The organism is Gilliamella sp. B3367 (assembly GCF_026536825.1).
Classification (GTDB): Bacteria; Pseudomonadota; Gammaproteobacteria; order Enterobacterales; family Orbaceae; genus Gilliamella; species Gilliamella apicola_E.
On the sequence record NZ_JAFNNJ010000002.1, the window covers coordinates 418,020 to 436,411 of the forward strand.

Consider the following 18,392-nt stretch of genomic DNA (forward strand, 5'->3'; position numbering starts at 1 on the left):
TAAAGTAACAATTTATAATAAATATTAACGAAAAATTTAACCGTTATAATCTATTTATTTTCAATTTACGCATAATAGCAAATGTTTTTTACAAATAGAATCGACTCTAAATGTAAACGCAGTAAATGCTAAAAATCAGTAAATTACTATTGGGAAAAGTTAGCATTAGAAAATCATCACCATTAATCACTCTAATTCGATCTAAAAAAGTGTTATCACAGCTAATAAATTCTTTTATAACGCATCAATATCGGTCTCAACTTTAAATGGAAAGTGATGTACATTCACTAATATGGCAATCTAAAATAATTTAATCTTCACTTCCTATTATTTTATAAGTGATTAATAATTAATTTTTTAATTCATGCTGATATAAAATAAGCTATCATGTAAACCATTTTGAATTATCGTATTTTGAATCTTAGTATTTTGCATTCTAGTATTAACGCAAAGCGCATTGAACAAAGAATGATGAAAGCTAAACGTTATTATTTAATAAGGTGAATTTATGGCAATCCCCTCTTTTTTGACAATTTATAATGAATTGATATCCACTCCAACTATTAGTAATGTCACCAACGAAAAATTGGATTATTCCAATAAACCTTTAATAGACAAATTAGCGACATGGTTTGCGGATTTAGGATTTACTGTTGATGTTCAAGCCGTCCCTAACACACGTCATAAATTCAATATGCTGGCAACTTATTCAAATAGTGAAAACAAAAGCCAAGGAGGCCTACTACTAAGTGGCCATACCGATACCGTTCCTTTTGATGATGGACAATGGAGCAAAGATCCATTTAAGTTAACGGAAGATAATAACAAGCTTTACGGATTAGGCACGGCTGATATGAAAGGATTTTTTGCTTTTATTCTAGATGCTTTGCGAGATATTGATCTAAAAAAACTCACCAAACCAATTTATGTATTAGCTACTGCAGATGAAGAAACCTCAATGGCTGGTGCATCATTTTTTGCCAAACAAACTCAATTAAAACCTGATTGCACCATAATTGGCGAGCCTACTTCACTAATTCCTATACGAGCACATAAAGGATTTATTTCTAATTCAATAAAGGTGATAGGAAAATCAGGTCACTCAAGCGATCCAGACAAAGGTATTAATGCTATAGAAATTATGCATTTAGTCATTGAACGTCTATTAATCCTTAAACAAAAATTCAAAGAACAATATCATAATGAAGGCTTTAGTGTCCCCTATCCAACCTTAAATTTAGGTGTGATTCATGGCGGTGATGCTGCAAACCGAATATGCGGGTGTTGTGAATTAATTATTGATATAAGAGTATTGCCTGATAATAATGTTGACTCGATTTATAACGCATTATGTGAAACACTAAAACCCGTTATGGATAAATACCCTAATCGTATTTCAGTAGAATATGAAGTATCACCCATTCCAGGATACGAATGTAAAAAAGATCACCCTGCATTGCAGCACATTGAAAGTTTAGTGGGTCATCAAGCACAAACTGTCAATTACAGTACTGAAGCGCCTTATTTAAATCAAATTGCGCCAACCATAGTTTTAGGTCCTGGCTCTATTGAACAAGCTCATCAACCAGACGAGTTTATTTCAATGGACTTTATAAAACCAACAAAATTAACGATAGAAAATTTGATCAAAGATTTCTGTCTTTAATCATATAAAAACGCCGACATCGTCGGCGAATGAAGTTACTTTAAATTAGGATAATTTGTCATCTTTATGGCTATTTCCCCATTGGCAAAGCATATCTAAAATCGGTACCAAAGATTTACCTCGGTCTAATAACCCATATTCCACTTTAGGGGGAATTTGCGGATATTCTTTTCTGAAAATCAATTTATCCCTTTCCATCTCTTTTAAAGTATTACTTAGCGTTTTAAATGAAATGTCATTAATACTTCGTTTAAGTTCATTAAATCGCATTGATGGTTGATTTTCGTTTAACCAATAAAGAATAACAATCTTGTACTTTCCTCGAATCATTGAGAGTGTGTAATTAAATCCACTATTCTCAAAATGATCTTCGGCACAATGATGATTTTCCATGTTTACACTCTCCCTAAAGATAGTACATAACTGTAATTACCGTACTTTAAAAATAATTGTATCAATACTATGATGACTCAATTATAAATAGATAAGAGATATTTACAATGAAACGGACTTTAGTGATTATTGCTCACCCAGATTTAGCTTCTTCAAATGTTAACCGATGCTTGTTTAATAAATTAAATCAATATCATGATCAAATAACCTTGCATGATCTTTATTCACACTACCCCTCACATAAAATAGATCCGAGTTTTGAGCAAAACTTAATTGAAAATCATCAAAACTTAGTTATTCAATTTCCAATATATTGGTTTAATTGCCCGCCATTATTAAAACAGTGGCTGGATGAGGTTATGACTTATGGTTGGGCATTTGGTTCTTCAGGAAACAAATTAAAAAATAAAAAAGTAGGATTAGCGGTTTCGGCGGGGATAAAGAAAGCTGATTACTGCGAATCTGGACATTATAAATATACGCTCGAGCAAATTCTAAGACCATTCGAATTAACAATGAATTATGTTCAAGCTGATTATCAGCCCATTTTTGCGATTTATGGCGCAAATAATGAGCCAGATTACCCAGATAAAATCACACAAAACGATATAGAAAAAAGTGCCGATAATTATGTAAATTGGATGAAAAAATTAGGGATATTAATTTAGAATTTATCACTAAACTTTCTTAATACACCTTATTAAGAAATATCCTTGCCTAAAAGATAATAAATATAGCGCATTTTATTCAAGATCTCCCAAGGAGATTTATTAATCTTATTCTGTATAGAAAAATAAGACGGTATAGACTCCTTGATATTATTTACAAAATCGAGGCTTTCGAAAATTAATTATCTTTTTAACAAAAGATGTTAACTCATACAGAATCAGCTAACCGACAAAATTGGCTCATCATACTATATTTGAAAAAAAAATGACGGTATAGACTCCTCAATATTTTTTACAAAATCTTGGCTTTTTGAGATGAATTATTTTTTACGAAGAAAGCTAACTTATACAAAATCAACTAGCCGACAAGATCGGCTCATTTTACTATACTTCAAAAGTAGCAAAATCAGTTGCGATTTCAGTGGGCGCAAAAATATTCCTAGCCTCATTGACTAATTTTGTTTTGTCATTCAAGCTATAGCGAGGACTAATATGCGTAATAATAAGGCGCCTAGCATCAGCTTGTTTGGCAATAGTTGCCGCGTGTACAGTTGTGGAATGTCCTCGCTCAAGCGCCTTTTCTTCAAGAGCTTGCTCTTGGGTTGCTTCATGGATTAACAAATCGACATCCTGAGCTAAATCAATTGAAGCCTGACAAGGAATGGTATCGCCTAAAATAGCAATTTTTTTACCTTTTCTAATGGTTTCTAGATAGTCCTTACCATGAATAATCCTACCATCTTCTAACGTAACGGTTCGACCTTCTTTTAAATCACGATAAAAAGAACCAATGTGAATGTTATCCTTTTTTAACTTATCAATGTCCAATGACGCTGGCAGATCTTTTTCAATAATCCGATACCCAAAACACGGAACACGATGCGCTAATAATTTGGCTTCAACGCGAAACTTATTATCCTCAAAAACCAAACCATCTTGCTCAAGTTCAATAATATTTAAAGGATAAGTCAGCCATGAATAACTAATATCAATAACAGTTTGAATAAATTGCTTAATGCCTTTTGGACCAACTAAGGTCAATGGCGATTGGTTTTGCATCAAAGAACGAGTTGTTAACACGCCAGGTAAACCAAACAGATGATCACCATGTAAATGTGTCAAAAAAATCATCTCTAATTTAGCCAGACTAAATTTGGCCTTTTGCATTTGCATTTGAGTCGCTTCACCGCAATCAAAAAGCCATAAACGCCCTCTTTCCTGCCGGAGATCAAGCATAATACTGCTAACATTGCGTTCAGCTGTTGGTGACCCAGCACTCGTTCCTAAAAAAGTTAATTTCATAAAAGATTAAACGTTTTTACGCTCAATGGTTTGTTCACCCCAGAAGAGTTTGTCTGCTTTAGTTTTGGAAAAAGCGAGTTTTAAGACTTCATCGCTACCTTCTTCCCAAATTTGCTCAGCGAGTTTTTCATCATTTTTAGCTAATTCAAAAATAGCTTCAGCTATCTCAATAGAAGTTTCACGAATGCTGGCCCAAGATCGAATTTCATGTATTTCTTTTTTGGTACTATTCATATTTGTTCTCCTTATTTGCTAAGATTAGATGTAAAATAAACCCAATTGGTACAAAACACAATAGGTGGTATTTTTTATGCTAACAATTATTTCTCCATCCAAAACGCTTGATTATCAAACGCCTTTAATTACCAAACAACATAGCTTACCCGAATTTTTAGAATCGACTAAACAACTTATTGATATTTGTAAAAAACTTAGCAGTGATGACTTGGCTAAACTAATGTCGATCAGCCCAAAACTTGCCACTACCAATTATGAACGTTTTCAGAACTGGCATACTGACTTCAATTTTGATAATGCAAGGCAAGCTATTCTGGCTTTTAAAGGTGATGTTTATGAGGGTTTGCATGTAGAAGATTTTAATGATGCCGATCTAAAATTTGCACAATCTCATTTACGCATTTTATCAGGATTATATGGCTTATTACGACCACTTGATTTAATTCAACCCTACCGTCTAGAAATGGGTATTCGCCTTAAAAATGGTAATAATACTAATCTATGTCAATTTTGGGGTGATAAGTTAACAGAGTGTTTAAATCACGAGTTGGCAAAATCAACCAATCCAACGTTAATTAATTTAGCTTCTAATGAATATTTCAAAGCAATTAAACAACTCAAAGCTAAGGTTATTCAACCCATCTTTTTAGATAAAAGTAAAAATGATTATAAAGTGATCAGCTTTTATGCTAAAAAAGCACGAGGTTTAATGAGTCGATTTATTATAAAAAATAGCATTAATAACAGTGACGATATTAAAAGTTTTAATTTAGAAGGCTACCAATTTGATTCAAAACGCTCAACTGAATTAGAATGGTACTTCACCAGAAATCACGCATAAAAGTAACATGGAATTTCTAATCACATTATGGCAACAGTTTTTAACTACATTGCCTCTGTTCGTTTTGATTTTATTAGGCTACATAGCAGTTAGAGCGGGGCGTTGGCAAAAAACGGTGACCGATAGTGTTACCAAATTTACGTTTTATATTGCCTTCCCAATTATGTTATTTCAGATTATGAGCCATTTTTCAGAGCATTCTGAAATTGATGCCAATCTTTTATTGGTCTTTTTTGGTGGCTCATTTATTGTGTTTGCATTAGGCTGCTTTATTGCGGTTAAATTTTTCAAACTCAATGGCTCGCAAAGTACCATGTTTGCAATGGGTGGAATTTATACCAATACTGTGTTTGTGGGCATACCAATTATCAAAATGTTATTAGGCGAAAAAGCCATTCCGATTGTTGCTATTATTGTGATTTTTAATGCGTTAATTTTATGGACATTAGCCACGGTATCCATCGAATTTGTCCAGATGGGAAAATTATCGACTAAAGGATTTATAAAAGCATTTAAAAATGTAGCAAAAAATCCGATTATTATTGGTATTTTTGCAGGAATAGTTGTCAATTATGTACACATTCCACTACCTTTCTTCATCAATCAAGCGACGAAGATGGTAAGCGATATGACAGCGCCTCTCTCATTAATCGTTTTAGGAATGGGGCTTGCTGAATATAAGATCCGCGATGATTTACCGATCACAATAGCCATTTGTGTTTTAAAACTATTTATCTTACCGATTGTGACCTATATTTTAGCGATAATAGTCGGATTACCACTTTTAGAACTGCAAGTTATTGTATTACTAAGTTCGGTATCAATTGCGATAAATTGTTATATGATGGCAAGACAGTTTGAGGTATTGCAAGGTCCTATTGCTTCAAGTTTATTGATATCAACGGCATTATCATCCGTGACAACACCGCTAATTCTATCAATAATGTTACAGTTTGCTTAGAAAAATTAATTTGCCTCTAGCTTTTTGAATTTATGATGCAAGATCAAAGCAGAAACAATAATTGCACTACCTAGCGCAAATCGGCCCCAATCAATCGATTGGTGCCAAATAATAACATTAACTAAAATACCAGTTGGAATAACCAAATTATTCATAATGGCAAGCGTACCCGAATCGACTTTGGTTGCGCCATAATTCCATAAAAAATAGCATAATCCAGATGCCACAACCCCAAGCCAAATAATTATCCCCCATTGTAATTGGGTAGTGGGTAGTTTTTCGGGATTGCCAAATAAAAACCAGCCAATACTAGCCACCAGTATTGCGCCTAAATAGACCCATGCAAAAGCTTGATGTTGCGGTAATGGATAAAGCTCCATAATACGTTTATATCCAACCTGTCCCAAGGCAAAAACCATATTAGCGCCCTGAATCAGGAGAAAACCGATAATAAAATCTCGACTAATATGATCGTAACGAATAACGGCTGCGCCAATTACAGCTATAACAGCGGTTAATAGGTAAACAAGTCTGAGTCGATGTCCTTGCAAGAAATCATAAATTAGCGTGACATAAATTGGCGTTGAAATAGTAAATAATAACACTTCAGGCACTGAAATATATTGGAAAGAGTTGTAATAAAAAAAGTACATAATACCTAATTGACAAGCACCAACGCCCATCAACAACACCATCTGTTTTACAGAAATACCTTTAAAGCGTAAAAAAGGAATAAAGGTTATAAAAGCCAGCAAGACGCGCATTACAACTGCAAACCACGTATCAACTTGCCCACTTAGATGAACAGCAATAAAACTAAATGAAAACGACCAAACTATCGTCACAAAAATAAGATAATACATATTAAATTCTTATTGATAAAAGAAAGTTTGGCATAGTATCAATTCGGCTTATTAATGTAAACAGTAATAAGGATGATATGTTTACTAATCAAAAAAAGTTGAGGAGCGGGGTTTTTGAAACATAAATTTAGTAACAAAAGTGCTAAAAATCGCTTTATTATGGCATAATGTGCGCCAAATCACAGTTTAGCCACTTCACTTTAAGCTTAAGAAAAATGCTTCAAGTACGAGTTGCACAAATCAATTCGAGAGTAATTATCCGTGTTAACAACAAGTAATATCACAATGCAATTTGGCAGTAAGCCACTATTTGAAAACATTTCAGTAAAATTTGGTAATGGTAATCGTTATGGATTAATCGGCGCAAATGGTAGTGGTAAGTCCACGTTTATGAAAATTATTGGTGGTGATCTTGTGCCAACCTCAGGTAATGTTTCACTTGATCCACATGAACGATTAGGTAAACTTCGCCAAGATCAATTTGCTTTTGAAGAATATAGCGTACTTGATACCGTCATTATGGGGCACACCGAATTATGGCAAATTAAACAAGAGCGAGACCGTATCTATTCATTACCTGAAATGAGTGAGGAAGATGGTTTTAAGGTTGCAGATTTAGAAACCCAATATGCTGAAATGGACGGTTACAGCGCTGAATCACGCGCGGGTGAATTACTCCTCGGAGTGGGTATACCAATTGAGCAACATTATGGATTAATGAGTGAAATCGCTCCGGGTTGGAAATTGCGAGTATTATTAGCCCAAGCCCTATTTTCTAATCCAGATATTTTATTACTCGATGAACCGACCAATAACTTAGACATCGATACTATTCGCTGGTTAGAAGATACCTTAAATGAACGTGAAAGCACGATGATTATCATATCGCACGATCGTCATTTTCTTAATATGGTCTGTACTCATATGGCTGATATGGATTATGGGGAATTACGTATCTATCCAGGTAATTATGATGATTATATGACCGCCTCTACTCAAGCGAGAGAACGGCTATTAGCGGATAATGCGAAAAAGAAAGCACAAATTAGTGAACTACAATCGTTTGTTAGTCGTTTTAGTGCTAATGCCGCAAAATCCAAACAAGCAACCTCACGTGCAAGACAAATCGAGAAAATCAAATTAGAAGAAGTGAAAGCATCAAGCCGACAAAATCCGTTTATTCGTTTTGAACAAGATAAAAAACTGTTTCGTAATGCTCTGGTCGTTGAAAATCTCACTAAAGGATTTGATAACGGACCACTATTTAAAAATCTCAATTTAATGGTTGAAGTTGGCGAAAAAGTGGCTATTTTGGGGACTAATGGTATTGGTAAAACTACCCTACTAAAAACCCTTATGGGCGAATTAGTGCCAGAACAAGGTGATATTAAATGGTCAGAAAATGCCAATATTGGCTATTACGCACAGGATCATGAATACGAATTTGACGAGGATCTAACCGTATTTGATTGGATGAGTCAATGGAAACAACCAACTGATGATGAACAAGCAGTGCGCAGCATTTTAGGTCGCTTATTATTTTCACAAGATGACATTAAAAAGCAAGTTAAAGTCCTATCTGGTGGTGAAAAAGGACGTATGTTATTTGGTAAATTAATGATGCAGCGTCCAAACATTATTGTCATGGATGAACCAACCAACCATTTGGATATGGAATCAATTGAATCGTTAAATATGGCATTAGAGCTTTATCAAGGAACGCTATTTTTTGTGTCGCACGATCGTGAATTTGTTAGCTCACTTGCAACAAGAATTGTTGAAATCACGCCGGAAAAAGTCATTGATTATACCGGTAATTATGAGGATTATTTGCGTAGCCAAGGAATTGAGTAACGTTAAAATCCATAAAAATAGCCACATTAGTGGCTATTTTAGTATTTATTCAACTTAGAAATTAAAATTCTAATTCATCCCACCAAATATCAATTAAATTGCTGGTTTTGACATTTTTTAAGCCATGGCTTTCAAGCCATTTAGTGACAACGTCACGATTTTCTTCAGTACAATTACCCAATTTTTGCGTACAAATGATACCTTTCCAGTTTAAATATCCGCTACCTTCGTAAGCCAAACCGTTTGCTTGTATTGCTTCAATGATGAATTGATCAACAACGTTATCAATAGTGTCTTCACTCGTCCCTTCGTCAAATGACCAACTTACGGTAAAACCTAACTCTTTAAACTCTTCAATATGTAATTTTTTTCTTAAACGACGACTGCGATTAACCTTAGCCATAATAATATCCTTCTACTTTAGAAAATTTAGTTAGTTTTAGAATATGTATGATGGCTAGATTGCTTCATACTATTCTGGTTATTTTTAGAAGTTCGAGTTTTATCAACACGTCTTCTTTTTGCTGGAGCAGGCTTGGCTTTTTTTGCTGGCTCCGCTTTAATTCGAGGATCGACTTCAAATCCTTGAGTAAAAATTTCTGGAATCGTTTTTTTAATCAATTTCTCAATTGATTTTAATTGAGCAAGCTCATCAATACAAACTAATGATATTGCCTGCCCCTGATTTTGTGCCCGTCCTGTTCGACCAATACGATGCACATAATCTTCTGCCACTTGTGGTAATTCATAATTGACAACATGAGGTAATAGCTCAATATCTAAACCTCTGGCTGCGATATCGGTAGCAACGAGGGCGCGTATTTGTCCTGACTTAAAATCAGCTAAAGCTTTAGTTCTTGCTCCTTGGCTTTTGTTACCATGAATTGCCGAGGCTTTAATGCCATCTTTAGTAAGCTGTTCGGCAAGATGATTAGCGCCGTATTTCGTTCGCGTAAAAACTAATACCTGTTGCCATTGGTTTTTACCAATTAAGTAAGAAAGAAGTTCACGTTTACGGCGTTTATCAACTCGGTGGATATATTGAGTAATTTGCTCAAATGCACTATTGGTTTTGGCTACAGCGATCGATTTAGGTGAATTTAAAATTGTATTAGCTAATGATTTTATTTCATCTGAGAATGTCGCTGAAAAAAGTAAGTTTTGTCGCTTTTTAGGTAATTTAGCGATCACGCGACGAATATCATGAATAAAGCCCATGTCTAACATGCGATCCGCTTCATCAAGTACTAATATTTTTACTGTAGAGAGATCCACCGCATTTTGATGAACCAAATCTAATAGCCGACCCGGTGTTGCAATTAAGATATCCACCCCACCGCGAAGTTTCATCATTTGAGGATTGATACTTACTCCACCAAACACCACCAAAGAACGAATAGATAGATATCGGCTATAATCCCGAATATTTTCACCTATTTGTGCAGCTAATTCACGAGTGGGCGCCAAAATTAGCGCATATAAAGGACGCTTTCCTCTTTTAGATTCTGTATTAAATTGCTTTTCATGCAATTTTTGTAAAATAGGTAAACCAAACCCCGCTGTTTTTCCTGTACCAGTTTGAGCACTCGCCATTAAATCTTTACCTGACAAAATTACTGGAATAGCTTGTTGTTGAATGGGGGTTGGATCGGTATAGTTTTGTTCTTCAATAGCTTTTAAAATCTTAGCATCTAAGCCAAGAGAGTCAAATGACATGCAATGATTCCTAAATAAACGTGAAATAAATTATTCAAATCTATTATAAAGCAATTCAATAATAAATGTTTGAATATTTAACGAGGCATAGAACAGACACCATTTAGCGATTTATATTGGCAATGATTTTCTCTTTTTCTTCTCTATTAAAATTAGATAGATCAATCTAAACTCAATTTTGGAGCTGCCAAACAATGGTAATAAAATGCTTAATTATATTTTTTGTTTATTCATAAAGACTTTTAAAAAGTTTTAAGCTATATTTTTAACTAATCGAGTTAACTTTATTTAAATTTAAACTTAATTAGATTTAAATCAATTAATAGAATTTGATAAAATAAATGCCATGATTTTTAAAATGTTTTTTATAAAAAACATGCAGGTGATATTTATTATCATTCTCATTTATGTTACTATCTCGCTCCTAATCCCAATAAATTAATGGACTAAATATGTTTTTTAATTTCACTCGTATAAAAAATCTACTTTTAGCATTAGTTTTAGCTAGCGTTAGTATTAACTGTTTTGCTAAAGATGATATAACTTTTGCTAATTTTCGTGATATTCGTGACTTAAACCCTCATCTCTATTCCGGTGAAATGTGGGCGCAAAATATGTTGTATGAATCATTGGTTCATTATAACGAAGATGGCACTTTTTCACCTTGGCTTGCAGAAAGCTGGACTATTACTAACGAAGGTAAAACTTACACGTTCAAACTAAGAAAAGACGTGACATTTAGTGATGGCGCAAAATTTGATGCGCACAGTGCAAAACTGAATTGGGATGCCGTGTTATCAAACAAAGTTCGTCACACTTGGCTTGAAATGGTTCGTTTAATTACTGAAATCAAAGCAGTAGATGATTATACCCTACAAGTTAACCTTTCCGAACCCTATTACCCTTTTATGATTGAAATTGCCGTAACCCGACCTATGCGCTTTATTTCACCTAATTCTATGATTGATGGTGAAACTAAAAATGGCGTTAAATCTTACATTGGTACCGGCCCTTATGTATTAGGTGATCATAAGAAAGATCAATATGCAGTGTTTAACGCTAATCCAACTTATTGGGGAACTAAACCATTACTCAATAAAGTGACCATGAAAGTTATTGCTGATAACCAAAGCCGACTAATGGCACTCGAAAAAGGTGAAATCGATCTCATCTATGGTAAAAATATGGTTGATGCAGATTCATTTGAACGTTTTTCAACAATGGATAAGTTTCAGACTTTAATGTCTAAACCTGTATCTAGTCGAATTGTATTAATGAACACGACTCGTGACCAGCTAAGTGATGTTAATGTCCGCCAAGCGATTGAACATATCATTAGTAAAAAAGATATTTCAGAAGGTATTTTCAATAATAGTGAAGCACCTGCTGATACATTAATGGCAACCAATATTCCTTATGCTAACATTGGGTTAAAACCTTATGTATATGACACTAAATTAGCCGAAACGCTACTTGATAAAGCGGGTTGGGTAAAAGTTAAAGGCCAAAATTATCGTCAAAAAGATGGCAAACCTTTTGAAATCACACTTTATTATGATAGTAACACCGCTTCACAAAAAACAATTGCTCAATATATGCAAGATGAGTTTGAGCAAGTTGGATTAAAGCTTAATATTCACGGTGAAGAAGAGCAAGGTTATCGTGATCGCCAAAAAGCGGGGGATTTTGATATGGTATTTGATATCTCATGGGGTACACCATATGATCCACAATCATTTTTATCCGGTATGAAACTACCTGTTTATGGTGACTATATGGCTCAACAGGGCTTAAAAGAGAAACCGCAAATCGATGCAAGTATTAGTAAAGCATTGATCTCAACAGATGAAAAAGAGCGACAAGATCTATTCCGTTACGTGCTTGAAACATTACATAATGAAGCGGTTTACATACCATTAACTTATGAACGAAATCGGGCTATTGCGGTTAAATCTTTAAAAGGAATTGAATTTGCGCCTTCTCAATTTGATATTCCATTTGAGAAAATGCATTTTTAGTACATAAATATTTTTGATCAATAATGTTAAATTATATTGTTAAACGTTTAACGATGATGATACCGATATTATTCGGTATCTCTTTTATCGCTTTTTTGCTTATCAATCTAGCCCCTTCCGATCCTGCTGAAGTTGCCTTACGCTTAAATGAAATAATGCCAACCCCAGATGCTATTGAAAGTATGCGTCAGGAATTAGGATTAAATAAACCTTTTTTTGAACGATATTTTACTTGGCTATATGACGTTTTACATCTTGATTTTGGGCGTTCGTTTATTCATCGTGACAGATTAGTTTGGGATGAAGTTATCCGTAGCTTAATTCCTACATTAGTTTTAGCAATGTCGTCATTTCTATTTACACTTATTGTCAGTTTAGTTTTAGGTGTGTTATGTGCAATCTTTGCTAATTCAGCATTCGATCATATTGTTCGAATTATTATTTTTTTAGGTACCGCAATGCCTAGTTATTGGTTAGGTTTGCTATTTATTTGGCTGTTTGCTACTTATTTAGATCTATTGCCAACCAACGGGTATGGAACCTGGCAGAACCTGATTTTACCGACGTTAACTTTGTCGTTTGTTTACATCTCAACGTATATTCGTTTTATCCGTAATAATATGCTGGAAAATATGCATAATTATTCGATCTTTTATGCCCGTAGTCGAGGTTTGAAAGAGAGAACCATCATTCTTAAGCATGTATTAGTCAATTCACTACATACCACAATTACCGCATTAGGTATGACCATTCCACAATTAATTGCAGGGTCTTTTGTTGTCGAATATATATTTTCTTGGCCTGGCTTAGGAAGATTATGTATAGCCGCTATTATGAATCGCGACTATCCAGTAATTCAGGCTTACATATTAATTATGGCCATTTTGTTTGTAGTATGTAACTTTATTGTTGATGTTATTCATCAATGGTTAGATCCACGATTACGAAGTAATGGTGGCTCTGTATGAATTTAATTAAGCAAGTAATTAGCAATAAAACCGCTTTAGTTTGTTTGATAATCATCATTACAATAATTGTTTTAGGTATATTAGCCCCTTATATTGCACCTTTTGATCCAAATAAAGTTCGCATAGTGCGAAAATATGCCGCTATATCGAGCGAGCATTGGCTTGGTTGTGACCATCTTGGACGTGATATTTTTTCTCGGTTACTTTATGGTATCCGTTCTACCCTATTCTTATCTCTGTTAACCATGATTATCACAATAATTGTTGGTAGTATCATTGGTCTTATTTCTGGTTATCAACGAGGCAAACTTGACGAATGTATTATGCGTCTTTGTGACATCATGTTGTCATTTCCGAGCCAAGTGATGATTTTAGCTATAGTTGGTGTTTTAGGTGTGGGTATTGAAAACATTATTATTGCTAATATTGTAGTCAAATGGGCTTGGTATAGTCGAATGATCCGAAGTTCAGTAATTAAATATAGCAGAAAAAACTATATCCTTTTTTCACGAGCAATTGGTGCACCACATTCTTTTATCATTTATCGTCATTTATTGCCTAATGTCATGTCCGAAGTAGTTATATTGGCTACCTTAGACACTGGCTGGGTGATATTGAATATTTCAGCGTTATCCTTTATAGGATTAGGCGTCCAAGCGCCTACTGCCGAATGGGGACTAATGTTAAGTGAAGCAAAAAACGTAATGACTCAGCACCCTATGCAGATGGTTTATCCTGGTATAGCTATTTTAATTGTTGTAGCGGCATTTAATATGTTAGGTGATTGTTTACGAGATATCTTAGATCCTAAGGAAAAAACAGCATGAGTAGCCCATTGTTAGCAGTAAAGCAACTGACCGTTACGCTTAATAATGGTAACAAGTTACTTGATGATATATCTTTTACCGTCAATCATCATAAATGTTTAGGTATTGTTGGTGAAAGTGGCAGCGGTAAAAGTTTAACCTGCAAAGCAATCATCGGCTTATTAGAATCCTATTTTAGTGTGACAGGACAAATCCTGTTCAAACAGGCTAATTCAACTTTAGATCTGCTAAAACAGAATAAAAAGACATTAAGACCAATTCGCGGTAGTGCTATTTCGATAATATTACAACAACCTATGATTGCTTTTGATCCGCTTTATTGTATTGGCAAACAAGTAGTTGAAACCCTTCAAGCTCATCTGACTATCAATAAAAATGATGCTATTGCTAAAACCTTATTGATGATTGAAAATATAGGGCTCGATAATGCCAAAGAGATTTATAAAAAATACCCGCATCAGTTAAGTGGTGGTATGTTACAACGCATAATGATTGGTATGGCATTAGTACTTGAACCTGAGCTTATTATTGCCGATGAACCAACAACCGCATTAGATTCAATTAGTCAGTTTTATATTTTAAAAATGCTTGAAGAGATAAAATCTAAAACGACTATGATTTTTATTTCTCACGATTTAGGTGTAATTCATCATATTGCCGATGATATTATCGTAATGAATAAAGGTAAAATTGTTGAATCTGGCAGCCGTGATCAGATTTTTTATCATCCCAAACATGAATATACTCGTTACCTGATTGATACTCGCAAGCAATTATTGAATAAATTTAATACGGTTATTTACGCTAATAATCCAAATTTAATCTCGGAGACAATTTGATGCCACCGTTATTGCAAGTTGTAAATGTAAAAAAATCGTTTTTGAAACCTGGTATATTTAGCCATAAAAAAAACACAATTATCAAAAATGTATCATTCGATTTAAAACAAGGTGAGTGTCTTGGTATTATTGGTGAAAGTGGTAGCGGAAAAAGTACATTAGGAAAGCTGATTTTAGGCCTTGAGAAACCTGACAGTGGCAAAATCTATTTTAGCGGGCAAGATATTAACAAACGTACATGGAAAAAAGCAGCTATACGCAAAAATATCAGTGCGGTATTTCAAGATTATAATTCTTCGGTTAATCCATACTTTAATGTCGGCCAAATTATTGCTGAGCCACTTGATATTTACGAAAAGCTATCAAAAGAGGAACGTCAGCATCGTATCAATGCGTTATTAGAACAAGTTGGATTAGACCATTCTTTTTATGAACGGTTTCCTCACGAAATGAGTGGAGGTCAATTACAGCGTGTCTGCATTGCCAGAGCAATAGCTTGCTCGCCTCAATTTATTTTATTTGATGAAGCGGTAAGCTCGTTGGATATTTCTGTTCAAAGCCAAATCTTAACATTACTTGCCGATCTACAAAAACAGCTAAATTTGACCAGTATCTTTATCACGCATGATTTAACTACAATTACTTATCTTTGTGATAAAGTTGCATTTTTTTATCAAGGTGAAATCGTGGAATACGTTGATAAAATACAACAACTCAGTCAAGTTAAAAATCCTTATTCTAAACTGTTACTTGAATCAATTTTAGGTTTTTAAACAATGTCATCAACATCAAATTTGCAATATCAGTTTAAAGATTATATTAAATTAGTTATTCCATTTATTTTATCAACCATTACTACCCCTCTTCTTGGCGTGGTCGATACGGCTTTAGTCGGTCATTTACCCAATCCAGCTTTTATTGCTGGAATTGCGATAGGAACAGTAATATTTAATACTATTTATTGGTTATTTGGATTTTTAAGAGTAAGTACCACCGGTTTTGCCGCGCAAGCGTTGGATAATTGTTTGTTATTAAGATCGTCTCTTATACGGCCGCTTTTTATCGCAATCTTTTTAGGTTTGGCATTTATAATTTTTCAAAAATTGATTTTTGTTGCTTCAATGCACATCATCAAACCGAATCAAGATGTTCAACATTATGCTGATATCTATTTTTCTATATTAATTTGGGGGGCACCTTTTGTTCTGATTAATTATGTCCTAGTTGGCTGGTTAATGGGGATATCCAAAATAAAAGCCGTTCTGTTTTTACAAGTGTTTATTAATTTACTCAACATTTTGATGGCAGTAATTTTTGTTTGGTGGTGTCATTGGGACATTAAAGGCGTAGCATTTGCAACATTAATTGCACAAATATGTTGCACTTTAGTCGGTATTTGGTTTACCTGCCGTTATTTGCCTAAAAGTGAACAAAAAGTGGATTTAAGATCTATTTTGTCATGGCAATCATTAAAAGGTGTAATTCTAGTAAACACTAATTTAATGATTCGGACTATCTGCTTATTAATTGTAACTAACCACTTTATTTCTATTGGTTCAACGTTCAATACTGAAGTTTTAGCCGCCAATGCCATTTTATTTCAAGTTCACTATATGATGGCTTATCTATTTGACGGTTTTGCTAATGCTTCCAGCGTTTTCAGTGGACGAGCTAAAGGAAATAAAAATATCCACCTTTACAATCAAACTTTACGGTGGTCACTACAAGCCTGCATTATTTGCCCAATTATCTTAATTGCAATTTGGCTAACCTTCGATACAACCATCATAAAGTTATTAACCAATCAAACTAATATCATAACGCTATCGCTTCAATATCAATATTGGTTAATCATTTTTCCAATTGTTGCATCGGGTGGATTAATCTATTATGGTGTTTTTTCTGGAATCAGTTATACAACATCAATACGCGACTCAATGCTATTGGCGTTATTGGTTTGGTTTGTAGCACAATACATTGCTGTACCAATCTGGGGAAACCAGGGTTTATGGTTAGCTTATAATCTATTTAGTTTTGGTAGGTCGATATTTTTAATTATTTGGATTAAAAAATCACGAGCCTATATTTAATTAAAAATGAAAACCAAATAGAAAACGTACTGCTATTAAGCCATATTTTCAGACTCTTCAATAAGGGAGGGAATTTGCATTCATGATTCAATCATAGACAAATTTCTTTTATTGATAATGTGACAGGAATTTTTCGTTTATCACTAAATTCAAACTGAAAAATAAAGCCGATATCATATGTATTTAATACATTAAATACGTCTGGTTTATCACAAAACTGACCTTTTATTCCTAATCTAACATTTTCTATAAATTCATTTAGTGCGGTATTTTTGCTATCAGTTGGCATTTTATATTCAAAAACAACATTATTGTGATTAGCTGAAATATTAGTTATTTCATAATCTGATTTGACTTTTAAAGGAAACTTTCCTTCATCGCCTAATAAAGATTTCTTTGCACTATCAGCTAATGCTTTGGAAATCTCAGCAGCATTATCTGTTTCAGACGCATGTACATTTGAAAATATTGCAAAACACAAAAATAAAATTGCCAATTTAATCACTTGCTTCATCATCAATACCTTAATCTAACAAATCTATATTTCCATTATTATAGTTTTAGAAATGATAACACATTTAAATTCTAACATAGTTTTATATAACTTTTTATTAAGTTGAAAGTTAATAATGTGTATATTTTTAACTATTTTAATCTTACCTTAAAACCAAAAAAGGTAACACATTGTGTTACCTTTTAAAGACAAAAATTATTTTTTATTTGGATGAGGATCTTTAACTGAATCTCCTTGCCCACTAACTATATACCAACCATTTTTACTATGTGGTTTTTTATTATGATCCGGACAAGGGGGTAACGATTTCTTACTTTGGTTGGAATAAATATATCCACAGTCAGCACATTTATAAGTACCAGCTGAAACATCACTACCGTATGCAGCAAATTTTTGTACCATTATAAGCTCCTCCAGTATATTTAAGATAAGCGAATGCTTATCAGTGATATTTATAAGCTCTGATTAAAAAAAAAGCAAGTATGTTTTTTAATCATAGTCGATTTCACCGCTTTAAATAGATGGATTTAGCATCACTATTTGAAACATAAATTAAAAACTAACTTACAATCAATTTATTAATAAAAATACAGGAAATTTTGCAAAATCTTTCAGAAAACGCCTGTGTTTCAGTA

19 protein-coding genes are annotated in these 18,392 nt (G+C 33.7%); 11 read left to right on the plus strand and 8 right to left on the minus strand.

The genetic code is table 11. From position 1 onward, the window contains the following. The first annotated feature begins 508 nt into the window (after positions 1–508). Positions 509–1,666 (plus strand): acetylornithine deacetylase, encoded by a 1,158-nt coding sequence (gene argE / locus J3U23_RS04935; protein WP_267338660.1) that lies wholly within the window; start codon positions 509–511, stop codon positions 1,664–1,666. A gap of 45 nt (positions 1,667–1,711) precedes the next feature. Here the strand turns inward: argE and J3U23_RS04940 are convergent, their stop codons facing one another. Further along, the gene (locus J3U23_RS04940; protein ID WP_267338661.1) at positions 1,712–2,059 is read right to left on the minus strand and encodes a winged helix-turn-helix transcriptional regulator; all 348 of its coding nucleotides are present in this window, start codon (positions 2,057–2,059) and stop codon (positions 1,712–1,714) included. 107 nt (positions 2,060–2,166) lie between these two features. On the opposite strand from J3U23_RS04940, the gene J3U23_RS04945 reads away from it, so the two are divergent. After that, complete coding sequence (locus J3U23_RS04945) at positions 2,167–2,727, plus strand: NAD(P)H-dependent oxidoreductase (RefSeq protein ID WP_267338662.1); 561 nt, start codon at positions 2,167–2,169, stop codon at positions 2,725–2,727. 384 nt (positions 2,728–3,111) lie between these two features. Here the strand turns inward: J3U23_RS04945 and rnz are convergent, their stop codons facing one another. Next, the gene (rnz, locus tag J3U23_RS04950) at positions 3,112–4,029 is read right to left on the minus strand and encodes a ribonuclease Z (protein ID WP_267331904.1); all 918 of its coding nucleotides are present in this window, start codon (positions 4,027–4,029) and stop codon (positions 3,112–3,114) included. Positions 4,030–4,035: 6 nt separating this feature from the next. Beyond that, entirely contained in the window at positions 4,036–4,263 is a 228-nt protein-coding gene (locus tag J3U23_RS04955) for a YccJ family protein (protein WP_065562077.1), read from the minus strand. Between the two features lie 76 nt (positions 4,264–4,339). Here J3U23_RS04955 and yaaA point away from each other — a divergent pair, with 76 nt between their 5' ends. Beyond that, complete coding sequence (yaaA, locus tag J3U23_RS04960) at positions 4,340–5,107, plus strand: peroxide stress protein YaaA (RefSeq protein ID WP_267338663.1); 768 nt, start codon at positions 4,340–4,342, stop codon at positions 5,105–5,107. A gap of 7 nt (positions 5,108–5,114) precedes the next feature. After that, entirely contained in the window at positions 5,115–6,068 is a 954-nt protein-coding gene (locus J3U23_RS04965; RefSeq protein WP_065562079.1) for an AEC family transporter, read from the plus strand. A gap of 5 nt (positions 6,069–6,073) precedes the next feature. Here J3U23_RS04965 and J3U23_RS04970 read toward each other — a convergent pair whose 3' ends face one another. Then, positions 6,074–6,931: a carboxylate/amino acid/amine transporter gene (locus J3U23_RS04970; protein WP_267331903.1), complete on the minus strand. Its 858-nt coding sequence runs from the start codon at positions 6,929–6,931 to the stop codon at positions 6,074–6,076. A gap of 261 nt (positions 6,932–7,192) precedes the next feature. Here J3U23_RS04970 and J3U23_RS04975 point away from each other — a divergent pair, with 261 nt between their 5' ends. Continuing rightward, positions 7,193–8,785, plus strand: coding sequence for an ABC-F family ATPase (locus J3U23_RS04975; protein WP_220226014.1), 1,593 nt, complete (start codon positions 7,193–7,195; stop codon positions 8,783–8,785). Between the two features lie 61 nt (positions 8,786–8,846). Here the strand turns inward: J3U23_RS04975 and J3U23_RS04980 are convergent, their stop codons facing one another. After that, positions 8,847–9,188 carry a YggL family protein gene (locus J3U23_RS04980; RefSeq protein WP_065562082.1) on the minus strand — a complete coding sequence of 114 codons (342 nt, stop codon included), beginning with the start codon at positions 9,186–9,188 and terminating at the stop codon, positions 8,847–8,849. 26 nt (positions 9,189–9,214) lie between these two features. Continuing rightward, positions 9,215–10,501 (minus strand): ATP-dependent RNA helicase RhlE, encoded by a 1,287-nt coding sequence (gene rhlE, locus J3U23_RS04985; RefSeq protein ID WP_267338664.1) that lies wholly within the window; start codon positions 10,499–10,501, stop codon positions 9,215–9,217. Positions 10,502–10,953: 452 nt separating this feature from the next. On the opposite strand from rhlE, the gene nikA reads away from it, so the two are divergent. Genes nikA through J3U23_RS05015 form a run of 6 tightly spaced genes read left to right on the plus strand, consistent with a single transcriptional unit; the run spans position 10,954 to position 17,243 of the window. After that, positions 10,954–12,519 carry a nickel ABC transporter substrate-binding protein gene (gene nikA, locus J3U23_RS04990; protein WP_267331901.1) on the plus strand — a complete coding sequence of 522 codons (1,566 nt, stop codon included), beginning with the start codon at positions 10,954–10,956 and terminating at the stop codon, positions 12,517–12,519. A 23-nt stretch (positions 12,520–12,542) separates the two neighbouring features. Further along, positions 12,543–13,487 (plus strand): nickel/cobalt ABC transporter permease, encoded by a 945-nt coding sequence (gene opp1B / locus J3U23_RS04995; RefSeq protein ID WP_065734078.1) that lies wholly within the window; start codon positions 12,543–12,545, stop codon positions 13,485–13,487. Then, the gene (opp1C, locus tag J3U23_RS05000) at positions 13,484–14,314 is read left to right on the plus strand and encodes a nickel/cobalt ABC transporter permease (protein WP_065734077.1); all 831 of its coding nucleotides are present in this window, start codon (positions 13,484–13,486) and stop codon (positions 14,312–14,314) included. Before opp1B ends, opp1C begins: the two co-directional genes overlap by 4 nt. Continuing rightward, complete coding sequence (locus J3U23_RS05005) at positions 14,311–15,153, plus strand: ABC transporter ATP-binding protein (protein WP_267338665.1); 843 nt, start codon at positions 14,311–14,313, stop codon at positions 15,151–15,153. The genes opp1C and J3U23_RS05005 overlap by 4 nt, the downstream gene beginning before the upstream one ends. Then, positions 15,153–15,926, plus strand: a complete 774-nt coding sequence (locus J3U23_RS05010; protein ID WP_065734075.1) for an ABC transporter ATP-binding protein — start codon at positions 15,153–15,155, stop codon at positions 15,924–15,926. Before J3U23_RS05005 ends, J3U23_RS05010 begins: the two co-directional genes overlap by 1 nt. Before the next feature lie 3 nt (positions 15,927–15,929). Further along, positions 15,930–17,243, plus strand: a complete 1,314-nt coding sequence (locus J3U23_RS05015; protein WP_065734074.1) for an MATE family efflux transporter — start codon at positions 15,930–15,932, stop codon at positions 17,241–17,243. A gap of 91 nt (positions 17,244–17,334) precedes the next feature. Here the strand turns inward: J3U23_RS05015 and J3U23_RS05020 are convergent, their stop codons facing one another. Both J3U23_RS05020 and J3U23_RS05025 read right to left on the minus strand, forming a co-directional pair. Next, positions 17,335–17,760 (minus strand): hypothetical protein, encoded by a 426-nt coding sequence (locus J3U23_RS05020; protein ID WP_141677465.1) that lies wholly within the window; start codon positions 17,758–17,760, stop codon positions 17,335–17,337. Between the two features lie 192 nt (positions 17,761–17,952). After that, entirely contained in the window at positions 17,953–18,159 is a 207-nt protein-coding gene (locus J3U23_RS05025; RefSeq protein WP_065562090.1) for a hypothetical protein, read from the minus strand. Between the last annotated feature and the right edge of the window lie 233 nt (positions 18,160–18,392).